Source organism: Agrobacterium vacciniicorymbosi (assembly GCF_040427045.1).
Lineage (GTDB): Bacteria > Pseudomonadota > Alphaproteobacteria > Rhizobiales > Rhizobiaceae > Agrobacterium.
The window spans coordinates 111,894-137,827 of the sequence record NZ_JBETMF010000010.1 but is presented as its reverse complement, the minus strand read 5'-3'; the positions used below and the strand labels follow the sequence as shown (position 1 = coordinate 137,827).

The 25,934-nt window shown below is 58.9% G+C and carries 22 protein-coding genes; all 22 read right to left on the bottom strand.

Annotation, left to right across the window (positions count from 1 at the left end; all coding sequences use genetic code 11):
• Window positions 1–67 precede the first annotated feature (67 nt).
• On the bottom strand, window positions 68–487 hold the full coding sequence (locus ABUK73_RS16575; RefSeq protein ID WP_113087227.1) for a helix-turn-helix domain-containing protein: 420 nt from the start codon (window positions 485–487) through the stop codon (window positions 68–70).
• A 145-nt stretch (window positions 488–632) separates the two neighbouring features.
• Window positions 633–2,222 (bottom strand): apolipoprotein N-acyltransferase, encoded by a 1,590-nt coding sequence (gene lnt / locus ABUK73_RS16570; protein WP_353578230.1) that lies wholly within the window; start codon window positions 2,220–2,222, stop codon window positions 633–635.
• Between the two features lie 200 nt (window positions 2,223–2,422).
• Window positions 2,423–3,559, bottom strand: coding sequence for a hemolysin family protein (locus ABUK73_RS16565; protein ID WP_353578229.1), 1,137 nt, complete (start codon window positions 3,557–3,559; stop codon window positions 2,423–2,425).
• 17 nt (window positions 3,560–3,576) lie between these two features.
• Entirely contained in the window at window positions 3,577–4,083 is a 507-nt protein-coding gene (gene ybeY, locus ABUK73_RS16560) for an rRNA maturation RNase YbeY (RefSeq protein ID WP_353578228.1), read from the bottom strand.
• Window positions 4,084–4,264: 181 nt separating this feature from the next.
• Entirely contained in the window at window positions 4,265–5,320 is a 1,056-nt protein-coding gene (locus ABUK73_RS16555; protein WP_353578227.1) for a PhoH family protein, read from the bottom strand.
• A gap of 46 nt (window positions 5,321–5,366) precedes the next feature.
• The gene (gene miaB / locus ABUK73_RS16550) at window positions 5,367–6,764 is read right to left on the bottom strand and encodes a tRNA (N6-isopentenyl adenosine(37)-C2)-methylthiotransferase MiaB (RefSeq protein WP_353578226.1); all 1,398 of its coding nucleotides are present in this window, start codon (window positions 6,762–6,764) and stop codon (window positions 5,367–5,369) included.
• Window positions 6,765–6,877: 113 nt separating this feature from the next.
• Window positions 6,878–7,678, bottom strand: a complete 801-nt coding sequence (locus ABUK73_RS16545; protein ID WP_353578225.1) for a lysophospholipid acyltransferase family protein — start codon at window positions 7,676–7,678, stop codon at window positions 6,878–6,880.
• A 32-nt stretch (window positions 7,679–7,710) separates the two neighbouring features.
• Window positions 7,711–8,139, bottom strand: a complete 429-nt coding sequence (locus ABUK73_RS16540; RefSeq protein ID WP_113087234.1) for a Fur family transcriptional regulator — start codon at window positions 8,137–8,139, stop codon at window positions 7,711–7,713.
• A gap of 64 nt (window positions 8,140–8,203) precedes the next feature.
• Window positions 8,204–8,698: a GNAT family N-acetyltransferase gene (locus ABUK73_RS16535; RefSeq protein ID WP_353578224.1), complete on the bottom strand. Its 495-nt coding sequence runs from the start codon at window positions 8,696–8,698 to the stop codon at window positions 8,204–8,206.
• 39 nt (window positions 8,699–8,737) lie between these two features.
• Window positions 8,738–9,406, bottom strand: a complete 669-nt coding sequence (tsaB, locus tag ABUK73_RS16530) for a tRNA (adenosine(37)-N6)-threonylcarbamoyltransferase complex dimerization subunit type 1 TsaB (protein ID WP_353578223.1) — start codon at window positions 9,404–9,406, stop codon at window positions 8,738–8,740.
• 19 nt (window positions 9,407–9,425) lie between these two features.
• Window positions 9,426–9,989 carry a NifU family protein gene (locus ABUK73_RS16525; RefSeq protein WP_062451583.1) on the bottom strand — a complete coding sequence of 188 codons (564 nt, stop codon included), beginning with the start codon at window positions 9,987–9,989 and terminating at the stop codon, window positions 9,426–9,428.
• A gap of 133 nt (window positions 9,990–10,122) precedes the next feature.
• Complete coding sequence (locus ABUK73_RS16520; RefSeq protein ID WP_062451584.1) at window positions 10,123–10,614, bottom strand: universal stress protein; 492 nt, start codon at window positions 10,612–10,614, stop codon at window positions 10,123–10,125.
• 94 nt (window positions 10,615–10,708) lie between these two features.
• Entirely contained in the window at window positions 10,709–11,773 is a 1,065-nt protein-coding gene (gene trpS, locus ABUK73_RS16515) for a tryptophan--tRNA ligase (RefSeq protein ID WP_113087320.1), read from the bottom strand.
• A gap of 105 nt (window positions 11,774–11,878) precedes the next feature.
• Entirely contained in the window at window positions 11,879–13,480 is a 1,602-nt protein-coding gene (gene murJ / locus ABUK73_RS16510; protein WP_353578222.1) for a murein biosynthesis integral membrane protein MurJ, read from the bottom strand.
• Window positions 13,481–13,487: 7 nt separating this feature from the next.
• Complete coding sequence (locus tag ABUK73_RS16505; RefSeq protein ID WP_353578221.1) at window positions 13,488–16,316, bottom strand: [protein-PII] uridylyltransferase; 2,829 nt, start codon at window positions 16,314–16,316, stop codon at window positions 13,488–13,490.
• A 128-nt stretch (window positions 16,317–16,444) separates the two neighbouring features.
• Window positions 16,445–19,096, bottom strand: a complete 2,652-nt coding sequence (gene mutS / locus ABUK73_RS16500; protein ID WP_454892383.1) for a DNA mismatch repair protein MutS — start codon at window positions 19,094–19,096, stop codon at window positions 16,445–16,447.
• Between the two features lie 177 nt (window positions 19,097–19,273).
• Window positions 19,274–20,155 (bottom strand): GNAT family N-acetyltransferase, encoded by an 882-nt coding sequence (locus tag ABUK73_RS16495; protein WP_062451588.1) that lies wholly within the window; start codon window positions 20,153–20,155, stop codon window positions 19,274–19,276.
• A gap of 98 nt (window positions 20,156–20,253) precedes the next feature.
• Entirely contained in the window at window positions 20,254–22,500 is a 2,247-nt protein-coding gene (locus ABUK73_RS16490; protein WP_353578219.1) for a PAS domain-containing hybrid sensor histidine kinase/response regulator, read from the bottom strand.
• Between the two features lie 229 nt (window positions 22,501–22,729).
• A complete protein-coding gene (gene lspA, locus ABUK73_RS16485; RefSeq protein ID WP_353578218.1) occupies window positions 22,730–23,224 on the bottom strand; it encodes a signal peptidase II in 495 nt (164 codons plus the stop codon).
• Window positions 23,224–24,084 carry a TrmH family RNA methyltransferase gene (locus ABUK73_RS16480; RefSeq protein ID WP_062451590.1) on the bottom strand — a complete coding sequence of 287 codons (861 nt, stop codon included), beginning with the start codon at window positions 24,082–24,084 and terminating at the stop codon, window positions 23,224–23,226. The genes lspA and ABUK73_RS16480 overlap by 1 nt, the downstream gene beginning before the upstream one ends.
• Window positions 24,081–25,256, bottom strand: a complete 1,176-nt coding sequence (locus ABUK73_RS16475) for a class I SAM-dependent methyltransferase (protein ID WP_353578217.1) — start codon at window positions 25,254–25,256, stop codon at window positions 24,081–24,083. Before ABUK73_RS16475 ends, ABUK73_RS16480 begins: the two co-directional genes overlap by 4 nt.
• A gap of 166 nt (window positions 25,257–25,422) precedes the next feature.
• Window positions 25,423–25,773, bottom strand: coding sequence for a lipopolysaccharide assembly protein LapA domain-containing protein (locus tag ABUK73_RS16470; RefSeq protein ID WP_353578216.1), 351 nt, complete (start codon window positions 25,771–25,773; stop codon window positions 25,423–25,425).
• Window positions 25,774–25,934: the final 161 nt, after the last annotated feature.

Here is a 25,934-nt window from a genome sequence, read left to right as displayed (position 1 = left end):
TGCTTACCCAATAAAAAACGGCCCCGAAGGGCCGTTGTAGTCGTCCGACTGTTTTGAAGCCGTGAAATTACTCGGCGTCGCCTTCGGCGGCCAGCGCCTTGACCAGATCGACGATGCGGCGGCGAACCTTGGGATCGTTGATCTTCACGAAGGCGCGGTTCAGCTGCAGGCCTTCGGAGGAAGACAGGAAGTCGACCACGTAGTTGGAGCTGGTTGCTTCGGCCATGCCGGTTGGGTTGACAGCCTGGTCGCCCGGCGCATCTTCGAAGAAGAAGGAAACCGGAACGTTCAGAATGCCGGAAATGTTCTGCAGGCGGCTGGCGCCAACGCGGTTCGTTCCCTTTTCATACTTCTGAATCTGCTGGAAGGTGATGCCAAGGCTCTCACCCAGCTTTTCCTGGCTCATGCCCAGCATGGTGCGGCGGAGGCGGATGCGGCTCCCGACATGAATGTCAATCGGGTTCGGCTTCTTCTTGTTCTCTGTCATTGTTATGGTCCTGACATTCAGTTTATTCGGGGTTATCGACTACACACCTGTGCAAATCCTGAACTGTAGGATTGTCGCAACACGGAATATATCATGTGCGTTGTGCAACCTAACAAGTTCACTATGCAATTTTAGGGGTTTTTGGTCAATTCTTCCGATTCATCAAACCAATCCTTGAAATGAATGCGATGACGAGTAATAGACCAAAGAACAACCAAAAGTGCATTTGTCGCATATCTGCGGTCATCACGCCAGTAGCGTGACTACTTAAAGTAGAATCGATTATTCCCTTTTGACCGTAGTCAAGACCTGCGACAATTCGCCCCAGAGGGTCTATAAAGGCCGAAATGCCCGTATTGGCCGCGCGAATCACCGGAACGCCGGTTTCGACCGCGCGGATTCTCGCCTGCTGAAAATGCTGATACGGGCCCGGCGTATTGCCGAACCAGCCATCGTTGGTGACGTTGACGATGGCCGTCGAGGTGGCGATGTCAGATGGCACTTCGCCCGGAAAAATGATCTCATAGCAGATGAAGGAATCGAGCTTCTTGCCCGATGGCAGTGTGATCGGCTCCCGCGTCACCGCCGGTGAAAAGCCACCCGGCAGGCTGATCAGATTGTTGATGCCGAAATTGCGCAGCACATTCTCGAACGGCACATATTCACCGAATGGCACGAGGTGCACCTTGTCGGTCGCACCGATGATCTGGCCCTGGCTATCGATGGCATAGACCGAATTATAATAGCGTGGCGCATGGCCCGCCCCCGCATCTTCCATCCGCACCGCACCGGTCAACAGGATTTGCCCGTCTTCCAGCGTCTTGGCGATCTCTTCCAGTGCGTCCGGGTTCTGGGTCAGAATGAAGGGAACCGAGGTTTCCGGCCAGACGATGATGTCCGCCCGCTTCTGGCCTGCCGTCGGCGGCAGCGCAGACAGGCGCAGATGCTCCTTGAAGATTTCCGCCCGGTCCTCGTTCAGCATCTTGCGGGACTGATCGATGCCGGGCTGCACGATCCGAACGGTCAGCGCATCATCGGCAACCGGCAGCGGTTGCTGCAAACGGTTAGCACCGTAACCGAGATGTGCCGCCAGCATCAGCAGGGCGATGGACAGGCCCGGAAGCATGCCTTTCTTCGTTCCCAACAGCGCCGGGCTGGAAAAGACGAAGACGGCCACCATCGACATGCCGAAAATGCCGATCAGGTTGGATGTCTGCATCATCATCGGAATGGGCATCAGGCCGTAGCCCACCGTATTCCATGGAAAGCCGGTGAGAATGAAGCTGCGCAGCCATTCGATCAGGCCGAAGGATGCAGCCAGTGCAGCGATCCTGCCCCAGCCATCCGACCACAACAGGTTGGCCAGCATGACGGCAAGCCCGTAAAATATGGCTAGGCAGGCGGGAAGGCCGAGAATGGCGAGCGGCAGGGCCCAGGCGAATTCATCCGCCTCCAGCAGCAGCGCATTGCCCAGCCACCACAGGCCCGCCACGAAATAGCCGAGGCCGAACAGCCAGCCTATGACGAAGGTTTTCCAGCCACGAGACCAGACGCCACCCTCGGGACTGCCCGTGGTGCCATCGATCAACCAGACCAGCAGCGTGAAAGAGATGAAGAGGGCCGCGAAGAAACCGAAGGGCGGAAAGGCAAGCGCACCCACGGCACCGGCAAGAATGGCGGTGATTGTGCGGCCAAAACCACTACTCAACATGATCTTGCCCGCCAGCCGCTCCATGCAGTCTCCACCTTGTTAAGGCACCGTCCGACACAAGATACACGGGAGGCGACACCGTCTGCTTAACGGGACTTACTGTAAAAAAAAGCGCGCGTCCACAGGCTCCACTTCGCCTATTTTACAGACACGCACCGGCCTGAAACAGAAAGGCCGCAGAACGAACAGTCCGCGGCCTTCAATCTGAAATCATTGCCTTAAATTCAGGCGGACGCACTATCCGCACGGCTGGTCGGAGATGGCAGCGCCAGCACGACATCGCTGACCGCTTCGGCAGGCGCCTGATCATCCTCGCCCTCGGAAGACTGGTTGCGCACGATGCGCACGCCCTTGATGCGGCGGGAATCGGCATCCAGAATATGGAATTCGAAACCGGATACCGCCCGAACCACTTCACCCTTGACCGGAATACGGCCCAGCGCGAAGAAAATCAGACCGCCCAGCGTATCGATTTCCTCGATATGCTCGCGCACATCGAAATCCGGGCCGATGGCCTCGGCCAGTTCGGTCAGTTCGGCACGCGCATCGGCAATCAGCACGTCGGCGGACAGGCGCGAGAACATCGTCTCGTCCTTATCGTGCTCGTCATCGATATCGCCAATGACCATTTCCACGATGTCTTCATGGCTGACCAGACCGTCAGTGCCACCATATTCATCGATGACCAGCGCCAGCTGGGTGCGCTGCGCCTGCATGGTCTTGAGAAGCGTCGACGCCAGCATGGACGGTGGCGCAAAGAGGATTTTGCGGATGATGCCCGCTTCCGCCAGCGTTTTTTCCAGATCGACGCGGGCAAGGTCGAAATTGGCGCGGGGCGATTTTGCCGCCTTGGCTTCACCCGCCGCGCTAGCACGCGAACCGACGCGGCGCTTGTTGCGGGCCTGCTTGCCGATGAAGGACAGAAGATCGCGAATATGGATCATGCCCTTGGGGTTATCCAGCGTCTCGTCATAGACAGGCATGCGCGAGCGGCCCGTTTCTTCAAACAGGATCATCGCTTCGCCGATGGTCATGTCCTGATCGAGCCCGTCAATATCGACGCGCGGGATCATGATGTCCTCGACGCGGACTTCCCGGAAACGCAGGATGTTGTTGAGCATTGCCCGCTCTTCGGGCGTGAACGCGGCACCGATTTCGGTATCGGTCATCAGCGCGTCGGTAATGTCTTCTCGAAGACGCTCGCCCTGCGATGGCTTTAGAAGCCTCGAGATGCGAGACCAGATGCTGGCTCTGGGTTTGGCCTGATAGTCCTGCCGTAAGGGACTACTGCCCTCCTCCGATGAGGATTGTTCCCCGGTGTCTTTGCCCTCCAGGGGCGGTCGTGCCGAATGTTCGTTCATGGTCCCAAACTGTTAAATCAAAGCGGTTCCTGTCCCGCATAGGGATCAGATAGACCAAGCTTCGCCAAAATGCGAGTCTCAAGCCCTTCCATTTCTTCCGCTTCTTCGGTGTCCAGATGATCGTAACCGAAAAGATGCAAAAATCCATGCACCAGAAGATGTGTCAAATGATCCTCGAAACTCTTCTCCAGATCAAAGGCCTCGCGCTCAACAGTCTCGCGCGCGATGACGATATCACCCAGCATCGGCCCCGGCATGCCGCCCGGCTCCAGCGGATAGGCCGGAAAAGACAGGACATTCGTCGCCTTGTCCTTGTCGCGCCATTCGGCATTGATTTCACGAATGGCTTCGTCATCCGTAAAGACCAGCGACAGCTCGACCGGCTGTTTCGGAAAGGGCTGATTCTCTTCCGATTTTAGAAAATCGACAGCCGCATCTAGCACCTTCGTGCTGAAGACATAAAGCTCTTCTTCCGAGGTCCAGCTTTCGGCCTCGACACTTATTTGAATATCCAGCACAGTCATGCTTATGCTTTTTAGTTCCTGTTAGCGGCTGTAACAAAATATTTTTGAAGGCCGCTTCTATCATGAAACGTCTTCTCAGTGTTCCGTCATCCTCGGGCTTGTCCCGAGGATCTAATCACGTTGAGACACATGAGGCGTAGCAGATCCTCGGGACAAGCCCGAGGATGACGAAAATCTAAAATCACATGCCTCTTGGCAGGCTTTCATCCGGCACTGCCGTCTGAGCTTCATAGGCGCGGACGATGCGTGCGACCATCGGATGGCGAACGACATCGACGTCCTTGAAGCGGACGACGGACACACCCTCGACATCGGGCAGGATTTGCAGCGCTTCCACGAGGCCGGATTTCACGCCGCGTGGCAAGTCCACCTGGCTTGGGTCACCGGTCACGATCATGCGGCCGTTTTCACCCAGACGCGTCAGAAACATCTTCATCTGCATCGTCGTGGTGTTCTGGGCCTCATCGAGAATGACGGCGGCATTGGCAAGCGTGCGTCCGCGCATGAAGGCGAGCGGCGCAATTTCGATGACGCCCGCCTGAATGGCACGCTCCACCTTGTCGCCCGGCATCATGTCGTAGAGCGCGTCATAGAGCGGACGAAGGTAGGGATCGACCTTTTCCTTCATATCGCCGGGCAGGAAGCCCAGACGTTCACCCGCTTCCACCGCTGGACGCGACAGGATGATACGATCCACCACGCCCCGTTCCAGAAGCTGCGCAGCATGGGCCACGGCCAGATAGGTCTTGCCCGTACCGGCAGGACCGACACCGAAGACAAGCTCCGACTGTTCCAGCGCCCGCATATAGACGTCCTGCGTCGGTGTGCGCGCTGCGATGGTCTTCTTGCGGGTGGAGATTTGCGCCATGGAGACCTTGGCTTTGCGTTCCATGGTCGGCAGGGTCAGCTGGTCATCCGCAGCCACCGCCATGCGGATGGCACCTTCGACGTCCGATTCCTCGACACTTCCGCCCTTCAGCAGACGCTGATAGAGGAAATCCAGCGCCCTGCGTGCCTGATTGGTGGCAACCAGTTCACCGGTAATGGCAACGGAGTTGCCGCGCGGGCGCGCATCGATGTTCAGTCGCTGTTCCAGCAATTTCAGGTTTTGATCGAACTGACCGAATAGCTCTCCGGCTATCCTGTTATTCTCGAACGTGAGGACGAAGTGATTGGCGTCGGTCGCGGCTGGGCGTGGCTGGCGCGATGAGGGTGATACCAATTCGTGTGCGTTCAAGCGGTCAGGCTCCCGTCCTAATCAGTGTGGGTTCCTCACTCTAGCTTTATGCCACCTCGGCAAACAAGCTGTTTGGACCCGTTGCGGTGATTCGTACATGAATAATGTCGCCGATTTTCATGTCGTTTGCATCAAGATTCACAGATTGTAGCCAAGGAGATCGTCCGATCAACTGGCCAGGCATCCGGCCCGGCTTTTCCAGCAGCACATCCATGGTCTTGCCGACCAGCGATCCGGCAAAGTCATGCTGCTGTTTCAGCAACAAAGCCTGTAGTCGCTCCAGCCTTTCGGCCTTCACATCCTCGGGTACCTGATCGGTCAAATCCGCCCCCGGTGTGCCGGGGCGTGTCGAATATTTGAACGAAAAGGCCTGCGCGTATTTCACATGATCCACGATGGCGAGCGTATCTTCGAAATCCTGATCCGTCTCACCGGGGAAACCAACAATAAAATCCCCGGACATGGCAATATCAGGGCGGGCGCCACGAATCTTTTCAATAAGCCTAATATACTCCTCGCCGGTGTGGCGACGGTTCATGGCTTTCAGAATTCGGTCCGAGCCGGATTGCACCGGTAGATGCAGATAGGGCATCAGGCTGCGCAGATCGCGATGCGCGCCAATCAGCTGATCATCCATGTCACGCGGGTGGCTGGTGGTGTAACGCAGTCGGGCAAGACCGGGGATTTCGGCCAGACGATACAGCAGTTCGGCAAGGCCCCATTGCTCGCCCTTTGGGCCGGTTCCCCGCCAGGCATTGACGTTTTGGCCAAGCAGCGTGATTTCGCGCACGCCGGCATCCGCCAGCTTCATGGCCTCATCGACGATCTGGTGCACGGGCCGCGAGACTTCCGACCCGCGCGTATAGGGCACCACGCAGAAGGTACAAAACTTGTCGCAGCCTTCCTGCACCGTCAGAAAGGCTGTTACGCCACGCGCGCGCAGCTTCGACTTTTCCGCGACCGGCAAATGGTCGAACTTGTCTTCAACCGCATATTCGGTTTCGATGACGCGCTCGCCGCCACGCACGCGCTTCAAGGCTTCCGGCAGGCGGTGGTAGGTCTGCGGGCCGATGACCACGTCGACCGCCGGTGCACGGCGCAGAATTTCCTCGCCCTCGGCCTGCGCCACACAACCGGCAACGCCGATCATGAATTCGCGGCCCTGCTCCTCGCGGGATTTCTTCATGTCGCGAAGACGGCCCAGTGCGGAGTAGACCTTCTCGGCAGCCTTTTCGCGGATGTGACAGGTATTGAGAAGAACCAGATCCGCCTCGCCCATGTCTTCGGTCGGCACGTAGCCGTCCTTCGCCAGAGCATCGCTCATGCGAACGGAATCATAGACATTCATCTGACAGCCATAGGTCTTGATAAAGACCTTACGGCTGTTTGCGCCTTCGCGAAGAGCAGTTGGGGCGGCCTCGAGGCCGATCGTTTCCTGGGTCATGGCCGCTATCTAATGATTTTGAGCGCCAGATTAAACAGAAAAATGTGGATTCACAGCATCGGACCGAAAAGTGTATCGCGGTTTTCCGACAGTCCGATGCTGAAAACAGGGAATCAACGAGACTTTCGCCATCCGCCGCGCAAAGAGAAATTGAGCATGGACCTTAGAGACGCCGTCGCATCCGCGCTCAGGGTCTTGCGATTATCGCCCCGGTGGAAGGGAATGGCGTCGCCAAAGGAGACGTCCACATCGATAGCGCCCGCCTTCATCAACCCGAAAAGCGATGGCAGCAATTCCAGACTGCCGGGCCAGGCTGCAACGCTGCGGTGGTAACGCCCCATCGCCATGCCCTGAATGCCGGTATAGGCAATGGCCACGGGCTGGACATAGACCATCTGCCCTGGCACCTGATCGGCAGCACTGGAGGCTGCACCGAACAGCGACGACTTGATGGGCAGCAGCCGGTTGCCGTCGGATGTTGTCCCTTCCGGAAACAGAACGACGATTTCGCCACCTGCCAGACGTTCCGCGATCTCATTGACCTGCACGCCTGCGGCACGCTTCTGCTCGCGCGCTACGAAAATGGTTTTCTGCAAACGGGCCAAAACCCCAAAGATTGGCCAGTGGCGCACTTCCGTTTTGGCAATAAAGGCCACGTCGGCCACGCTGCCGACAATCATGATGTCCTTCCACGACACATGATTGACCACCAGAAGCAGCGGCTTTGCCCGCTCCAGCGAGCCGTGAACATGAACCTTGATGCCCAGCCCGTGGCAGGCGACCCTGTGCCACCAGCGCGGCAGACGACGCCTGATCGGCCAATCGAAACAAAGGGCCAGAAGCTGCACCGGCAGCAGGACCAGTGTCACCAGCGCCAGAAGGACACCCAGATAGATAACCCGCAGCCACATCATCGCTTCATTCGCTCCGTGGCCCCATGTCCGGTTCAGTTTTCTTCGGGCTTGAGCGGAACACCATAGAGTTCGAGCCTGTGATCCACCAGCTTGAAGCCGTGTTCACGGGCGATCTTTTCCTGAAGCGCTTCGATTTCCGGGGAATGAAACTCGATCACCACACCATGCTTGAGATCTATCAGGTGATCGTGATGCTCTTCCGGCATTGTCTCATAGCGCGAACGGCCATCACGAAAGTCATGCCGCTCGATGATACCGGCATCCTCGAACAGCTTGACCGTGCGATAGACCGTGGAAATGGAGATACGCGGATCGACCGCGGACGATCGACGATACAGCTCTTCGACATCTGGGTGATCGTCGGATTCCTGGAGAACGCGGGCAATCACACGACGCTGATCGGTCATGCGCATACCGCGCTCGGCACAAAGTTCTTCCAGGGTTTTAGAGAGGTCTATCACGTCGTCCGGCTTCCAGATGCTTCCGTTGGATGGCGCAAAGCGCTGATTTCAATGTCTACACGAACTAGCGAAGATCACGACGCATGACAAGCGCCGTCGATTTCGTACCGTCTTTCGCTGTGTAATACGCCTGCCGCTCGGCGACCGTCTTGAAGCCGAGCTTTTTATAGAGACCGATGGCCGACAGATTACCGCCATCCACCTCCAGAAACATGGTTTCCGCGCCGCGCATGCCCGCTTCGCGCATCGCCGCCTGCATCAGCCGCCAGCCGAGGCCGGAGCGGGCAAACTTGTCGCTGACGGCAACGGTCAGGATTTCGGCCTCTCCACCTGCTTCGCGCGACAGAACGAAACCACCCAGCGGCTTGCTGAAAAACGCATTGGTCTGGCGCGCGATGAAACCGAACACGCTGGACTGGCCCAGAAGGCTCGAAAATTCGCCGTCGCTCCACGGTCGCGGAAAGCGCTCCTGATGGAGTGTGGCCACGTCGGCGCAGTCAGCGTGCTCCATCGTCACGACTTCGAAAAACGGTTTCCAGCTGAGATAATCGTCAAACATTGCAGGGAATCATCCGCAGAATAGCTATCGATTGCCCTATCAGGCAACCGGGCGGCGTTCCAGCGCAAATCCCGCCTGCGGCTTTGCATCCGGTCCGCGCAGATAAAGCGGTGCGGGCTTCGGCATGCCTTCAGGCTTTTGCGCACCCAGACGGGCAACCGTCGCAATCGCAAACCTGTCCGGCCCGGAGCCTGTTTCGCCACCCGCGAAAAGCGGTGCGGCAGAGCCGATAACAGTGCCAGCAAAGCCCGCAAGCGCAGCTTTCGCATCGTCCAGCGACAAAAGCGCTGGCTCGCTCAAGGGCGATCCATCCGCCGCAAAGGTCTGGAGATAGGCCTCGTCACGCTTGGCATCCAGCCCGACGGCCACCGGCAGGCCGGGATTTTGAGCTTGGTAATGCGCCGCCAGTGTTTCCAGCGTGGTAATGCCCACCGCCTCGATGCCCAGCGACAGGGCAAAGCCACGCGCAGCGGCCACACCAACACGAATGCCGGTAAAGGAACCGGGACCGATGGTGACTGCAATCCGCTCGACATCTTTCAGCGCCACGGACGCCTGTTCCAGGGCACCATCGATGATACCCATCAGCAGTTCCGCATGGCCCTTGCCGATATTTTCGGTGACTTCACCCAGCACGACATCCTCAGCACTGTCATAGAGACAGGCAGAGCAATCCACACCCGATGTGTCGATGGATAGAACGATCATCGCTTGAGCCGCCTCTGTATCAGACGGCCTCGACCTCTTGCACTTCAGGCACGAAGTGGCGCAGCAGGTTCTGCACACCATGCTTCAACGTTGCCGTGGAAGACGGGCAGCCGGAGCATGCACCCTTCATGTTGAGGAAGACAGTACCATCACGGAAACCACGGAAGGTGATGTCGCCACCATCCTGCGCAACGGCAGGACGAACGCGGGTTTCGAGCAGTTCCTTGATGGTGGCTACGATGGTTTCATCGCCTGCTTCGAAGAACTCTTCTTCCTCATCCGAGATTTCAGCCGCGACAGCCGTACCCATCAGCGGGCGACCGGACATGAAATGCTCCATGATCGAGCCGAGGATGGCGGGCTTCAGGTGCTGCCATTCCGCGCCGTCCTTGCTGACGGTGATGAAATCGAAGCCGTAATAAACGCCGGTGACACCCGGAATTTCGAACAGAACCGCAGCCAGCGGAGAGGCTTGCGCCTGCGCGGCATTCAGGAACTCCGCCGTGCCGCTCTCCAGAACGACCTTGCCGGGAAGAAACTTCAGCGTTGCCGGGTTCGGCGTGGATTCCGTCTGAATGAACATTGCAATCTCCTTCAGGACGTCAGGAGGACATCCCGGAATTTAGAATACTTCCAAAATACGCCGGACGAAGCCTGACTTCAAGTCCTGACATGATAAACATAGTCAAGAAATCTGCATCGCAGCCTGCCACTCCTTAGCAGAGCGCGTCGATTTCCTCATCGGTCAGCGTGTCAGGCAGAACCGTCACCGGAATGGGGAATGCAGCCCCACGCCCGGCGATGGAAGACACCAATGGACCCGGACCATCCTTGGTCGATCCCGCCGCCAGAACCAGAATGGCGATATCGCGGTCTTCCTCGATCAGCCCGTGGATCTGCTCGGCGGCATTGCCTTCGCGGATCACCGCTTCCGGCTCGATGCCCACACTCTCACGCACCTTCTGCGCCACCTTGGCCAGCGACGCCTCGGCCTCTTCGAGCGCTTCGGCCCGCATGATCTGCTCGACGCCGAGCCATTGCTGGAAGTCGCCTTCCGGGATCACATAGAGAAGCACCAGAGCGCCATTGGAATTCTTGGCACGGCGCCCGGCATAATGAACGGCCCTTTCGCATTCGGGTGTTCCGTCAATAACCGCCAGAAATTTGCGGCGGTGTCCTTCGAGACGCGAAAGCCGTTTCGATACCATTGCATACTCCTGTTTTCGCCGTAGCGGCCAAAGCCGCCCGGCGGTTCGGGCGGACTTTATATCAAATCCCAGGATTAAAAAATGCTTCTGCGTGTCAACGCAGGAAGCCGATGATGTCGCGCACCTCGTTCATGGTTTTTTCTGCCATCGCGCCAGCCCGCTCGCCACCCTGCTTCAGGATCGCATCGATATGGCTGACATCATCCAGCAGACGGCGCATTTCGCCATTGATCGGAGCGAGAACATTGACCGCCAGATCGACCAGTGCCGGCTTGAAGGCCGAGAACTGCTGGCCGCCGAATTCTAAGAGAACTTCGGCCTTGGTCTTGTCAGACAGGGCCGCATAGATGCCGACGAGGTTTTCCGCTTCTGCACGGCCCTTCAGGCCATCCACTTCGCTTGGCAGCGCATCCGGGTCGGTCTTTGCCTTCTTGATCTTTCTGGAGATCGCATCGACATCGTCCATCAGGTTGATGCGCGACAGGTCGGACGGATCGGACTTCGACATTTTCTTTGTGCCATCCTTCAAGGACATGACGCGCGGTGCAGGACCACCGATCAACGGCTCCACCATCGGGAAATAGGCATGAACCGGCTCATTGCCGACAGTGATATCGACGCCGAGACCGTTCGTGCGGATATTATCGCTGAAGTCGATGTTGAACTTCTGGGCGATATCGCGTGCCAGTTCCAGATGCTGCTTCTGATCGTCACCGACAGGAACATGGGTCGCGCGGTAGACCAGAATGTCGGCAGCCATCAGGCTTGGATAGGCAAGCAGACCCAAGGAGACCTGTTCGGCATTCTTGCCGGACTTGTCCTTGAACTGCGTCATACGCTCCATCCAGCCGATGCGCGCCACACAGTTGAACACCCACGCCAGTTCCGCATGCTGCGGCACCGCCGACTGGTTGAAGACGATGTGCTTGACCGGATCGATGCCCGCCGCAATGAAGGCCGCCGCAATCGAGCGCGTCTGCGCCTTCAGGTCGGCATGTACCAACTGTGCGGTAATGGCGTGCATATCCACGACGCAGTAGATGCAGTCATTGTCTTCCTGAAGCGCAACGAATTTGCGGATGGCACCGAGATAATTGCCGAGATGGAGGTTTCCGGTCGGCTGGACGCCTGAGAAAACCAGCGGCTTGAATGCGTTCATGATCATCCTCGAAAAGGCTTGTGGAGGGCCTTGCCCCGCGTTTCGGATTGGGTTTCAGACTCGGTTTCAAATTGGCCGCGCTTATGCACCCGCAACAGCCTGCAATCAAGGGGTTTCGGTCGTCTCCGCCGGAGTTTCCTTCTTGGCCTGCCGACGCTTCAATCCGCGTTTGACCATGCCAAGACTGGCACCACCCGTAAGGAAGGCCAGTCCGAAATAAAGGATCATCGCCGCAAAGACGAGACCGACCAGCGTTCCGGCCCGTACCGCGATAGAGGATGCGGATGACAGCTCGAAGGCGAGATAGGCCAGCGCATAGTGGATGGCGATGGCCATGACCGCCGCTGCAAACAGCAGCCGGGGAATGCGGGTCAGGAGCGGAATGTCGAGCTTCCAGTGGCCGCGCCACAGCAGCATGCCGAAGAGAAGGGCGGCATTGACCCAGCCTGCGGTGATTTCAGCCGTCGCAATGCCCGGCCCGCCATAGGACGGGAACAGGGTGAGCGCCAGCGACACGTTGACGACCACGGAAACGGCGGCAAAAATCATCGGCGTGCGGGTGTCTTCGCGGGCGAAAAAGCCGGGAATGAAGGCCTTGATCAGCACGAAGGCAGGAAGCCCAAGCCCGTAAATGCCGAGGATTTGCGCAACCGTAATGGTGGCGGAGGGCGAGAAATTACCGCGCTCATACAAGAACCGCACGATGGGTTCGGCCATCACAAGCAGGGCGGCTGCGGCTGGCAGGGTCAGGAACATCACGAATTCGACCGAGCGGTTTTGCAGATTGGCCGCTTCCACCTGATGGCCCCCACGCAGAGCGCGCGCCAGTTCCGGCAATAGCACGGTCGCCACCGCAATGCCGACAACGCCGAGCGGCAGCTGATAGATGCGATCCGCATAGGCAAGCGAGGAGATGACGCCCTCTTTGCCGGATGCGATATTGGTGTTGATCAAAAGGTTGATCTGCGTGATGCCGCCGGTAATGGCGGCAGGAAGTGCCAGTACCAGCAGGCGTTTGACATTGCCGGTCATGCGCGGGCGGCGAAAGCCGATTTTGATACCGGCATGGCGCACGGCAATCCAGACGATGGCCAATTGCACGAAACCGGCGGCCAGCACGCCCCAGGACAGGGCGTAACCGACCTGAAGCGGATCGTAGCTCTTCCACCAGGCCATGCCCAGCACGCCGATCAGAATGATATTGAGGAAGACAGGCGCAATCGCCGCTGCAAAATACCGATGCAGCGAATTCAGCATGCCACCCATCATTGCCGCCAGCGACATGCAGGCGAGATAGGGAAACATGATGGTTGCGAGACGCACCGTATTTTCGAACTTCGTCGGGTCTTCAACGAAGCCCGGCGCAATCACCGTCCGCACGATGAAGGGCATCGACAGTTCCATGAGGATCGTCAGCGCCATCAGCACCGTGAAGAGAACACCGAAGACCTCTTCCGAAAAGCGCTTCGCGCCCTCCATGCCATTGGCTTCGATTTCCTTGGCAAAGAGCGGCACGAAGGCGGAGTTGAACGCCCCTTCGGCAAACAGGCGGCGGAAGGTGTTGGGAAAACGGAATGCCGCATTGAAGGCATCCGCCACCGGGCCGGTGCCCACCGCAGCGGCCATCAACATCTCACGGACGAAGCCGAATAGCCGGCTACCCAGCGTCGCGGTGCCGACGGTTGCGAATTTCGCGATCAAACCCATTGTCTATCTAAGCTTTCGCGGTGCGTGAGGCGGGCAAGGCCGCGACATCGGGATGGGCAATGATGCCGGGCGGCATGCGGTCTCGCAATTCGTCTTCCTGCTCGGCCATGACAGCCTTCAGCCGCGAAGCGATGCTCGCCTGCCGGTTATCGGTCATGACCTTCTGGCCGAAGAGATCGGTCACATAGAAAGTGTCGATGACCTTCTCACCGAAGGTGGTGATGCGGGCGGAGGTGATATCCAGCGACAGATCGGCCAGAACAGCCGTCATATCCGCCAGCAGGCCGGTGCGGTCGAGGCATTCCACCTCGATTACGCTGAACTTGTTGGAGAGACCGTTGGAGATGGTAACGGATGGCGGAATGTTGAAAGTCTTGCTCTTCTTGCGACCTTTGGTGCGCGTCGCGATGATCTCGGGAACGCGCTTTTTGCCTGCCAGAACCTCCTCGATCATTTTGCCGATATTGTTGGCCCGCCGCGTCTCGTCCTCATCGATGGGGAATTCGCGGTTGATGAGGATAGTGTCGAGCGCGCGCCCATCCGACGTCGTGAAGATTTGCGCATCGGCAATATTGGCCCCGGCAGCAGCACAGGCGCCTGTGATGATGGACAGCAGGCGCGGATGGTCCGGCGCCAGCACTGTGATTTCGGTAATCGCGTGGAAGGAATGGGTGCGCACCATGGTGGACAGCGCTTTTTCCTGCTTGTCCGCTTCGCGCAGAAACCGCGTATGGCGAATCTGGTCTTCCAGATCGACCGACAGAAGATAGGGCTCGTAATGCAGGCCGGTATATTTGCGCCGTGCCTTCTGGCCCCAGTCCGTCAGCGAATCATAGAGCGCCTGACGCGCGATCTTGGCGCGCTCCTTGCGGGAGGTTTCCGAGAAACCGCCGGAGAGCAAAAGCTCTGTTTCGTAATAAAGCGTGCGCAGAAGCTGGCCCTTCCAGCCGTTCCACACATCCGGCCCCACGGCCCTGATGTCGCAGACGGTGAGGATCAGCAGCATTTTCAGCCGCTCCATGGACTGCACCTTGTCGGCAAAATCGGTGATCGTCTTGCGGTCATGCAGGTCGCGGGTCTGCGCCACCATCGACATCAGCAGATGCTGCTCGATCAGCCAGACAACCGTTTCCGTCTGCTTGCTGCTGAGCCGGAAGCGCTGGCACAGTTTGCGTGCAACGCGGGCACCGGCAATGGAGTGATCCTCCTGCCGACCCTTGGCCACATCATGCAGCAGTACGGCGACGTAGAGCGCATCGCGGTCCTCGATCCCGGGCATCAACTGATTGACCAGCGGGTGCGTATCGACTGCCTGACCTTTTTCGATTTCCGAGAGCACGGCAACAGAGCGGATCAGATGCTCATCCACGGTATAGTGGTGATACATGTTGAACTGCATCATCGCGACGATCTTGCCGAATTCCGGGATGAATTTACCCAGAACACCCGCCTCATTCATACGCCGCAGCGTCAGCGCCGGATCGCGCCGTGAGGTCAGAATGGAGAGGAACAGCCGGTTGGCTTCTTCATTGTCGCGAAGCTCGTGATTGATCAGAGCGAGCGAGCGGGTCAGCACCCGCAGCGCATCCGGGTGCAGTTCCAGATTGTTGATATCGGCCACGTGAAACAGGCGGATGATGCTGACCGGATCGCTGCGAAACACATCAGCATTGGCCAGCGCAATGCGGCCGCGATCTTCCACGAACTGGTCGGAGCCGGGAATTTTGCGCAGGCGATGGGCAAAACGGCTGAACACACCTGAGAGACCCGGAACATCCTTGGCCTGCTTGTCCTCTAGTGCCGCGCAGAGAATGCGGGTCAGATCACCCACATCCTTGGCCACGAGGAAATAGTGCTTCATGAAGCGCTCGACGGCAGACAGGCCGGGACGTGGCTGATAGTTCAGTGCGGCTGCGATTTCGCGCTGGATGTCGAAGGACAGCCGCTCTTCCGCCTTGCCGGTGATGAAGTGCATCTGGCAACGCACGGTCCAGAGAAAATCGTCGGCCTTTTCGAACAGCTTCAATTCGCGCTTCGACAGCACACCCAGCTTCACCAGTTCTGCCGTGTCGCGCACATGGTAATAATATTTGGCAATCCAGAACAGCGTATGCAGGTCACGCAGGCCGCCCTTGCCTTCCTTGACGTTGGGCTCCACCAGATAGCGCGTATCGCCTGCCTTACGGTGGCGCTGGTCGCGCTCGGCAAGCTTGGCGGCGATGAATTCGGGGCCGCTATTGGTCACGACTTCCGTTTCGAAACGGCGCTCCAGCTCATCGGCCAGCGATTGCTTGCCGCAGATGGAGCGCATTTCGAGAATGGCGGTGCGGATGGTCATGTCGGCCTTGGACAGACGGATGCACTCATCCACGGAACGCGTGGCATGACCCACCTTGAAGCCGATATCCCAGAGAATGTAGAGAACGAACTCGATCGCCTTGTTCATGTCAGGCGTATTTTTGGGCGGCAGCAAAAACAGCAGGTCGATATCGGAGCCCGGTGCCAGTGTGCCACGCCCGTAACCGCCAACGGCTGTTATGGCCACCTGCGGCGCATCCTTGGGATAGACGTAAACGCAGGCCAGATCATAGAGAACTTCGATCAACCGATCCTGAAGCCACGAAATTCGGCGCGCACAATCGATGCCGCCGCCTTCGGTGTCCAGAAGTTCGCGCGCCTTGTCGCGGCCCTGTGCGCTGGCTTTCTTGAAAATCGGCAAAAGGTCGGCACGCACATCCGACACGCGCTGCCCATCGCCCTGAAACACGGCTTCGCATTCCCGCTTCAGCGCATCGACATCCAGTATTGCGGAGAAATCCAGGTCTTTCGTGGCCATTGATGCCGATATCCATTTCATACGGGCTATAGTTTTGGCATAGCCCTATAACGATTTTAGGGCGTGATGGACAGGCACGATGCGCATCTTAAAAGTTCAGTGCCCCTTCACAAGGGGCACTGTAAGGCTCAAGCCTTGCCAAGTTGTTTCTTGAGCGCATAAAGCGCATCCAGCGCCTCACGCGGGGTCATCTCATCCGGGTTGAGCGCCTTCAGCGCCTCGTCCACCTTGGAATTGCCATGGCTGCGGCTTTCCTCGCGCCGCACCGCCACCTGAAACAGCGGCAGATCGTCGATCAGCTTGCTGGCCGGGTTCTTGCGGTCGGCATCTTCCAGCTGGGTCAGAACCGTCCGCGCCCGCTCCACGACCGAAGCCGGAAGCCCGGCCAGCCTTGCTACCTGAATACCGTAGGATCGATCCGCCGCACCCGGCCCCACCTCGTGCAGGAAGATCACGTCACCTTCCCATTCACGCACCTTCATGGTGGCATTGGACAGACGACCGAGCTTTTCCGACAGAACCGTCAATTCGTGGAAATGGGTGGCGAAAAGTCCACGACAGCGGTTGACCTCATGCAGATGTTCGACAGCCGCCCAGGCAATAGAGAGGCCATCGAAGGTCGCCGTGCCGCGACCGATCTCGTCCAGAATAACCAGCGAGCGGTCGGTTGCCTGATTGAGAATGGCGGCAGTTTCCACCATTTCCACCATGAAGGTGGAGCGCCCGCGCGCCAGATCATCCGATGCGCCGACGCGGGAGAAAAGCCGGTCGACAATGCCGATATGGGCCGCTTCCGCCGGAACGAAGGAGCCGATCTGGCCCAGAATGGCAATCAGCGCGTTCTGGCGCAGGAAGGTCGATTTACCGCCCATGTTCGGGCCTGTCAGCAACCAGATTGCACCATTGCGATTGCCGTTGACCGCCGAAAGATCGCAATGATTGGCGATGAACGGGCCAGAGGATTGGCGACGCAGCGCCTGTTCCACCACCGGGTGGCGTCCACCCTTGATGTCGAACATCATCGAACCATCGATCACGGGGCGGCAATAGGCCTGTTCTGCGGCCAGATAAGCAAGGCTGGTGGCAACGTCGATGGCCGCAAGCGCCAACGCCCCGGCCTTGATGGCTTCGGCATGGGAAACGACGGCCCGCACCATCTGCTCGAAAGCCTGCAGTTCGATGGTGAGCGCCTGAGAGGCGGCATTGGCGATGCGACTTTCCAGATCGGCCAGTTCCGTCGTGGTAAAGCGCATGGCACCGGCCATGGTCTGGCGGTGGATGAAGCGGGCTTTGGCCTCATCACCCGTCGTCATCACATCGGCATTGCCCGCCGTGACCTCGATGAAGTAGCCCAGCACATTGTTGTGCTTGATCTTCAGCGACTTGATGCCCGTCTCTTCGGAATATTGCAGCTGCAACCCGGCAATGACCCGGCGAGACTGGTCGCGCAGCGCTCTGATCTCGTCCAGCTCTAGGTTGGAGCCCTCGCGCACGAAACCACCATCGCGCTTCAGTAAGGGCAATTCGTCGGCAAGCGTGGCTGCGAGCATCGCCTCCAGCGCCGTCGGCAGCGCTTTCAGCGCGGCAAGTGCATCCGCCAGCTCATCCGGCAACAGGCCCTGATCCAGTAGTTCCGCAACATGGGCTGCGGCAGAAAGCCCGATCCTGATGGCACCGAGATCCCGTGGCCCGCCGCGATCAAGCGCAAGACGCGACAAGGCGCGCGGCATATCCGCCACCTGCTTCAACGCATCCCGCAAGCCATCCGAAAGCGATACGTCATCTAGCAGATAGGCGACAGCATCCAGTCGGGCATTGATCTTGTCGGCATCCGTCAGCGGCGACATCAGCCGCTCGGCCAGAAGCCGCGCTCCGCCGCCCGTGACCGTGCGGTTGATGGCGTGCAGCAGCGATCCATCGCGCTCGCCCGACAGCGTCTTGGTCAGTTCCAGATTGGCGCGGGTCGCGGGATCGATGAAGAGGGTGGAGGCCGCACTTTCCCGTTCGGGTGCTGCCAAAGGCGGACGCTCGGCAATCTGGGTTTTCTCGACATAGGCAACGGCTGCGGCAGCAGCGGCCATTTCGACGCGGGAAAACGTGCCGAAGCCATCCAGCGTGGTGACGCCAAAATAGCGCGCGATACGGCCTTCAGCGGTTGCACTATCGAACAGAACGGCAGGTTGCGGCACGGCCACGCGGCCCAGCACATCGAAGGTGGCCTTCAGCTCTTCGTCATGAAACAGGCTGTCGGCGACGATCAGCTCGCGCGGATCGATGCGCCAGATATCGGCCAGAAGCCGCGTCAGCGTCGTTTCGGCCAGGCGGAAAACGCCGGTGGAAATATCGATCCAGGCCAGCGCGAACTGAGCATCGCCGCTGCCCCTGATACGCGCCAGTGCCATCAGATAATTGGATTCCGTTGGCGAAAGCAGCTTTTCTTCGGTCAGCGTGCCCGGCGTCACCAGCCGCACGACATCCCGCCGCACCACGGATTTCGAGCCGCGCTTCTTGGCCTCCGCCGGGTCTTCCGTCTGCTCGCACACCGCCACGCGGTAACCGCGCAGGATCAGCTTTTGCAGATAATCATCGGCTGCATGCACCGGCACGCCGCACATGGGAATATCCTGCCCGAGATGCTGGCCGCGCTTGGTCAGCGTAATGCCCAGCGCTCGCGAGGCTTCCGCCGCATCATCGAAGAACAGCTCGTAGAAATCGCCCATGCGATAGAAGAGCAGCGAACCGGGATTGTTCGCCTTGATCTCGATATATTGCTCCATCATCGGAGTGGCCGAGGCGCGGCTCTCCTCGGATATGAGCGAGGCAGTGGAGTGAACGTCCGTCAATGGCTTTTCAATATCGCTATGTGTTGCGGGAAACGAGCGCAGAGACTAACGGCCCCGCCCCACCAGGACAACACATAGAAGCCACCTGCCCACAGGAAGCTTGGCCGGAAAGCATCAACCCGTAAAGCGATAGGCGTCGCCGCCGTAATAATTGATGTAGCGGCCCGCAATCGAAGAAACCGGCAGGATGACCAGAACATCCGTGGTGTTGAAGGCGTGATCGACGACGGCGCCGGAGCCGAACATGGCGCCGAGGCGCATATAGCCCTTGATCAGCGGCGGCATGGCGAACAGTGCGCGGCGTGGGTTGATGGCCTCCATCGGCATCATGTCCATTTCGCGATAGAGTTCCGGCAAGGCTTGCGCCGCCCAGTCACCCTTTGCGCCACAGGTATGATGCAGGAAGGAGAGCGCCAGCGCGTGCGCTTCCGGTTGCACGCCGGGGAAGGAGGCGCAGCCGATCATGGCATCCATGCGGTGGCGCACGGCATAGGCCCAGTTGCCCTGCCACAGCAGTTCCACCGTTCTCTTGGTGCGATATTCCGGCAGCACGCAGGAGCGGCCCAGCTCCATGAAGCTCTTGCCGGGATGCCGGGCGATCAGCCCTTCGATATCGAATTCACTGGCGGAGTAAAAACCGTTATGGGCAAAGGCCGTTTCCTGCCGCAGCAGGCGGTATGTGCCGACGATCTGGTCTTCTGTGTCGCCTTCGATGGAATTGTCGAGGACCAGCAGATGGTCACAGACGGCGTCGAATGCGTCGGCATCGCGGTTGCGGCGCATGGCATCGGCAGGAAGTCTCGCGCCCATTTCTTCCACGAAAACTCGGAAGCGGACATGTTGCGCGGCGTCTATTTCGCGGTCATTGCGCGCAAGCCGCGTTTCCAACGGGCCGATACGGCCGAAGACGTCGTCGTTGCGCGTCTGCGAAACGGGACGGGCGCTGGTGATGACATTTCGCTCGCGAATGTCGTGCTCGAGAATTTCCGTGATCATGGAGAATCGTCCCACCACCGTTTGGTTCTGACTGTCATAAATCACTTATTGACGACAAAACAGTGACAGTTAGCCGCGTAACGGCCCGCAGATCAAATCTAAAATCTGCCTGTGCTTTTTTGGGGAAACAACCGCAGCACTTCCTCGATCAGCCGCTTCGGCTCCACGGGTTTTGCCAGCACGGCGGCGATGCCAGCACGCAGCAAAGCCGATTTGGTATCCGGCGTCGTATCGCCGCTCAGCACCATCAAAGGTGTGCTTTTACCTGCCAGCGAGGCGCAGAGGCGTGGCAGCACTTGCAGCCCGTCGCCACCCGGCATGTTCAAATCCGAAATGATCAGATCAGGCAAGGTTTCAGCGCCATCAAGAGCAGCAGACAGAGCGTCGAAATCGCTGACCAGCCGTACCGTGCAGCCGGATTTTTCCAGCACCGCACGCAGGATACGGGCATTGACCGGATCGTCCTCGGCCACGAGAACGTCGAGGTCGTGAGATTTCTCATCCAGCAGGGAGAAGAAACCGAGGCCGGGATGGTTATTGTCGTTGATGGCATCGCGCCGCTCCACACCGCGCAGGCGACCGCACAGCACATCCGTCAGCGACTTTTCCCGCAGCGGCCTGATCAGCCAGGCATCGAAATCCTCCTGCTGCTGCGAGGCGCGGTCCTCCGGATTGACGAGAAGGATGTGGCGCACCGTCCGATCCGCCACGACGGGCCAGTTCTGGAGGCTCTCGCGAAACTCCGGCGCGGCGCGGTGATCGATGATGATATCGGTGACGCGGTCCAGATCGACTGGGGTTTTCGAGCGCAGCGCTTCCAGCTGACGCGTGGTCGAGACCAGCATGCACTCGCCACCAAGCGCCTGTATCGATTCGATGGTGGCGTTCGCGGCAATGCCTGCCGGGGCAAGCAGCAGCACATTCGATCTGCCCAGCGCGCCTATGCGGCTGGAAGGCCCTGCCGATGCCGTCGCGGAGTCTGCCTTGAAGGTGAGCGTGAAGATGCTGCCCTTGCCCTTCTTGCTCGTCACCGACAGCTGGCCACCGAATTCGCGGATAATGCGGGCGGAGATGGCAAGGCCAAGCCCGGTGCCAGCGCTGCGTTGCGAGGTGGAGCCCGCCTGCTCGAACTCTCCGAAAATACGGGCCTGTTCGGTCTTGCTCATGCCGGGGCCGGTGTCTTCAACGGCAATCGACAGCGTGTCGCCCAGCATGGAGGCCTGTACCAGCACGCCACCCTTGCTCGTGAATTTCACTGCATTGCCGATGAGGTTGAACAGGACCTGCCGAAGCCGGGCCGGGTCGAAGTCCAGATAATCCGGCACGTCGGGTGCGACGATGGAGGCGATTTCGATGCCTTTTTCATGGGCGCGATGGGACAGCATTTCCACCACGCTTTCGATCAGCTGACGCAGGTTCTCCGCACGCGGGTTGAGCCGGAAACGTCCCGCTTCCATGGTGGAAAAGTCCAGCAGATCCTCCACCAGTTGCACCAGCGCCTGACCGGACTGGCGCATGCCATCCAGATAATTGCGCTGCTCGTGGCTGAGCTTCGTCTGCGACAGAAGATGGTTCATGCCCAAAATGCCCGACAGCGGCAGGCGGATTTCGTGGCTGACGGTGGCCAGTAGCCTGCCCTTGGCGGCATTGGCATTTTCCGCGCGCAACCTTGCGTCCTCACGCGCCCTCAGCGCTGCCCGCTCGTCGGTGATATCGCGGGCGATGCTGCTGATGACCAGACGGCTGCTGGAGGAATCATTGGCGACCACATCGTGCCAGGTGAAAATGCGTTGGCCATAGGGCGTTGCTATCTCCACATCGTAGCAATGCGCCTTTCCACCGGGGCGGAAGGCAATGCCGATTTCCTCGCAGGTCTTGCCGCGGGGAGCCGCACAGCCGGTCATTTCGCAAAAGGCGGCATTGGCATGCAGAATGCGCCGCTCCATGTCGCGCGTCACGACGATATCGCCCATCGCCTCATGGATTTCGGCCATCAGCGCCGCATTCTGCATCTGCCGCGCTTCGATGATTTTCGCATCGCGCACGGATGCCTGCCGCAGCATGGAGGATCGGACCATCATGTAGAGCGCGCAGGATACGCAGATAGCGACCGATAGTGCCGCCATATAAAGTGCGGCGTTTCCACCCAGATAGACAGCGCTTGCAAAAGCAAAGCCGCAGCCAGCGGTAAACAGCGTCACCCGGCGCAGAATTTTGTTGTAGAAAGGAAGGGCGTCCGCCTCTTGTGAACGCACTTTTTTCGAAACGACCGGAGAAACCGCATCCGCCTCAGTCGGGCCGAAGGCTTCGGAAAGCTGCTCTTTCAGTTTCGCCAGTTCGCTCATGGAGCAAAAGCTAACACGCCAGCCGTTTGGATTGGCTTGGTTGGAACGCTAAATTTTTAGTATTTCATCATTTTAAGAGGTGCACGCGCACGACCCCAAAGCTTCCGTCATACCGGCCTTGAGCCGGTATCCAGTCAGCCCAAGTCTTTGGGCTTGAAGACCTCTTTCGCCGCGCAGACGCGCGTCGGCTGGATCCCGCATCAAGTGCGGGATGACGGACGAAAAGGAATCACGCTTTTCGGCTTGTTGCTCTGGCATGCAAGATCTCGTCCAGAATAACGCAACCGGCACCGATGGTGATGAAGCTATCGGCAAGATTGAACACCGCAAAGGACCAAGTGTCGGTGTGGAAGAGAATATAATCGATCACATGGCCGTATAAAAACCGGTCGAAAATATTGCCTGCGGCACCGGCAATGATGAGTGCAAAGCCCAGATGCGCAAAGGTGCGGTCCTTGTCCGTCTTGCGCCACAGCCAGATGACGAAACCAACGATGGCGAGACGCATGGTGACGATGAACCAGCCTTCCATGTCCGCCAGCATGGAAAAGGCAACGCCCAGATTATAGGTGCGGTAGAGCGCCCAGAAAGGCATGACCGGCACCATCTGCTGCAAAGGTAGATAAGCCTCCACCAGAAGCTTGATGATCTGGTCTGCGATCAGCGCAAAGACGATCAGGGCGATGGCCGGAATGGGCTTGGAGAACAGAGCGGGCTTGGCCATCATTTTACCGGTGCGAGTTCGAGAAGATGACGGCGGGCTTCAAACAGCATGACGGCCGTTGCAATCGCCAGATTAAGAGAATCGGCACGCCCCTGCTGGGGAATGCGCGCCAGCTGGTCTGCCTTCGCAGCCAGTTCCGGCGGCAGGCCGGACTGTTCGTTGCCCATCAGGATCACGGTCGGCTTGCGCTTGTAATCGATGGTCCGGTAATCGACAGACCCGGCAAGATGGGTGGCGACCACGCTGACACCAGCCGATTTCTTCCAGGCCAGAAACTCTTCCACCGTTGCATGCGCAACGGGGGTGGCGAAGACCGAGCCCATGGTGGCGCGCACTGTTTCCAGCGAAAACGGGTCGGTGCAATCTCCAACGAGAATGACGCCGGATGCACCCGCCGCATCGGCGGTGCGAATGATGGTGCCGAGATTACCGGGGTCGCGCACGCGGTCAAGCGCAATGAAAGTCTGGCCGTCCTGCGGCTGAATGTCCTTCAGCGGCGTCCATTTCTGATCGAAAATACCGACCACCATCTGCGGATTGTCGCGACGGGTGATGGAGGAGAGGATTTTTTCAGTCACTTCCAGAACCAGCCCGCCGGACGCGACGGTCTTCGTCGCCACCTGCTCGACCAGCGGCTTGCCCTTGGCATTTTTCGCATAAACCAAAGTGCGGATCGTCCAGCCCAGCTCCAGCGCGTCGATGACCAGCTTCAGCCCTTCGGCCATGAAGGTGCCGGTTTCTTCCCGGCCCTTCTTCTGGGTCAGGTTCTTGATGTCCTTGATGATGGGGTTGGCAAGGCTGGTGACCTCTTTGACCTGCCCTACCCGGCCCGGTCTGTTTTCACGGCGGTCATCGATCATTTCGGCACCCAGCGGCTGAAGAGTGAGGTGGAAAGCGCACGGCCCCGGGTCTTGCCGTCAAGACCGGCCTCGCGGATAACGAGTTCGCCCGAGGCAACCTCGCCGCCCGCACCGCGCATGGTTTCGCGCATCAGCTCATGCATGGAATAAAAACTGGCGCGGATGGAATAGGCCGTCAGCACGAGACCCAGCGCCTTGGGCGACAGGATATCGCGGCAAACATCCAGCATCAGCGGCAAATGGTCGAACAGCTGCCAGATCTCGCCATGGGTGCCACGGCCAAAGTGCGGCGGATCAGTGAGAATAATGTCGTAGGTGTTGCCGCGCCGTTCTTCGCGCTGGATGAACTTCATCGCATCTTCGCAAATCCAGCGGATCGGAGCATTTTCAAGCCCTGCCAGCGCCTGATTTTCCCGCGCCCAGCCAATTGCCTTCTTGGAAGCATCCACGTGGGTGACTTCCGCACCGGCAGCAGCCGCCACCAGCGAGGCGACGCCGGTATAACCGAAGAGATTGAGAACCTTGAGCGGGCGACCCGCCGTCTCGACCGTATGTTTCAGCCATTCCCAATGAACGATTTGTTCCGGGAACACGCCGACATGGCGAAAGGCGGTGAAACGACCGAGGAAATTGACGCCAAGAAGAGAGAGCGGCCATGTTTCGCCCAGCGGCTCCTTGGGAAAGCGCCAGCGGCCCATGCCGTCTTCATCCGTATCGCCGGTAAAAATGGAATCGGCGTTTTCCCAGACACGCTCCGGCAGGCTCGGACGCCACAGCGCCTGCGCCTCGGGCCGCACGATGCGGTAATTGCCATATTGCTCCAGCTTCAGCCCGTTGCCGGTGTCGATCAGGTGAAAATCGCCTGCGCCCAGCGATTCCAGAATAATCGGAACCTGTTCGCCCGGCAGATCGCCGGTCCGCTGCTTGAGAGGGCGTGGTGGAACCTGCTCCGTCTCTTGCGGGGCAATCTTGACCTTCACACTGTCCTGAGCGCCCGCTTTCGCAGCGGGTTTGCCGGGTTTGGATGGCGCGCTGGCGGCAGCGCGGACATGGTCCGGCGCGCGGCTGCGGGGAGCGGTGTCTTTTTGTCTTGCCGGTTTACCGGCATTGCGCTGCCGGGGTTCCTGCCCCGCGCGCGACTTGGCGCCCGGGCGGTTGTCTTTTTTCTTCAACGGGGTTCTTTCCAAGTCTGACCGCATTCTAGAGTCTGTTTGAAAACATCGGACGGGCCGACCCAGCCCCGAGTTTCCAAACAGACTCTCATGCGACAGCGAATAACATCACAGCGCAATATTATCAAAGGGCTGCGGTTTCAACACCCATCACGTCGTGGAGACCTCACTTGGCGGCGATGCGCGCATCCGTGGACGGGGCGATGACAACAGCATTGGCGGCTGCCTTCTGCCGGTTGGCTTCGTCATGCCAACGAACGGCCTCCTTGGCTTCGGTGCGGGCGCGCTTGCGGTACTTGCCCTGTGAGAACCATGTGACCAGAGAGCCGAGAAACACACCGAAAATGACGGCGAGGAAGATGAAGACGAAGAACGGTGCGGAGAAGGACAAAACGCTGTCATCGGGTCGGAACGGGTTGAGCGCCAGCGTCACCGCCTGCCGGTTGGCCACGCACAATACCACCAGAATGATGGCGAGCGGCACCAGAATCACGAGATTGACGATCTTCTTAGACATCCAACGATACTCCGTCTTTAGAGCGCCGTGCGTCCTTGAGGACGCTACATAAGGACGCTCTAACTCTTTAAATCTACGCATCGTGCTTTCCGAAAATCGTAACCGATTTTCGGGCCGATGCTGCAGGGGCCTTCAGACAAACCTGCATGGACGTCAGATAG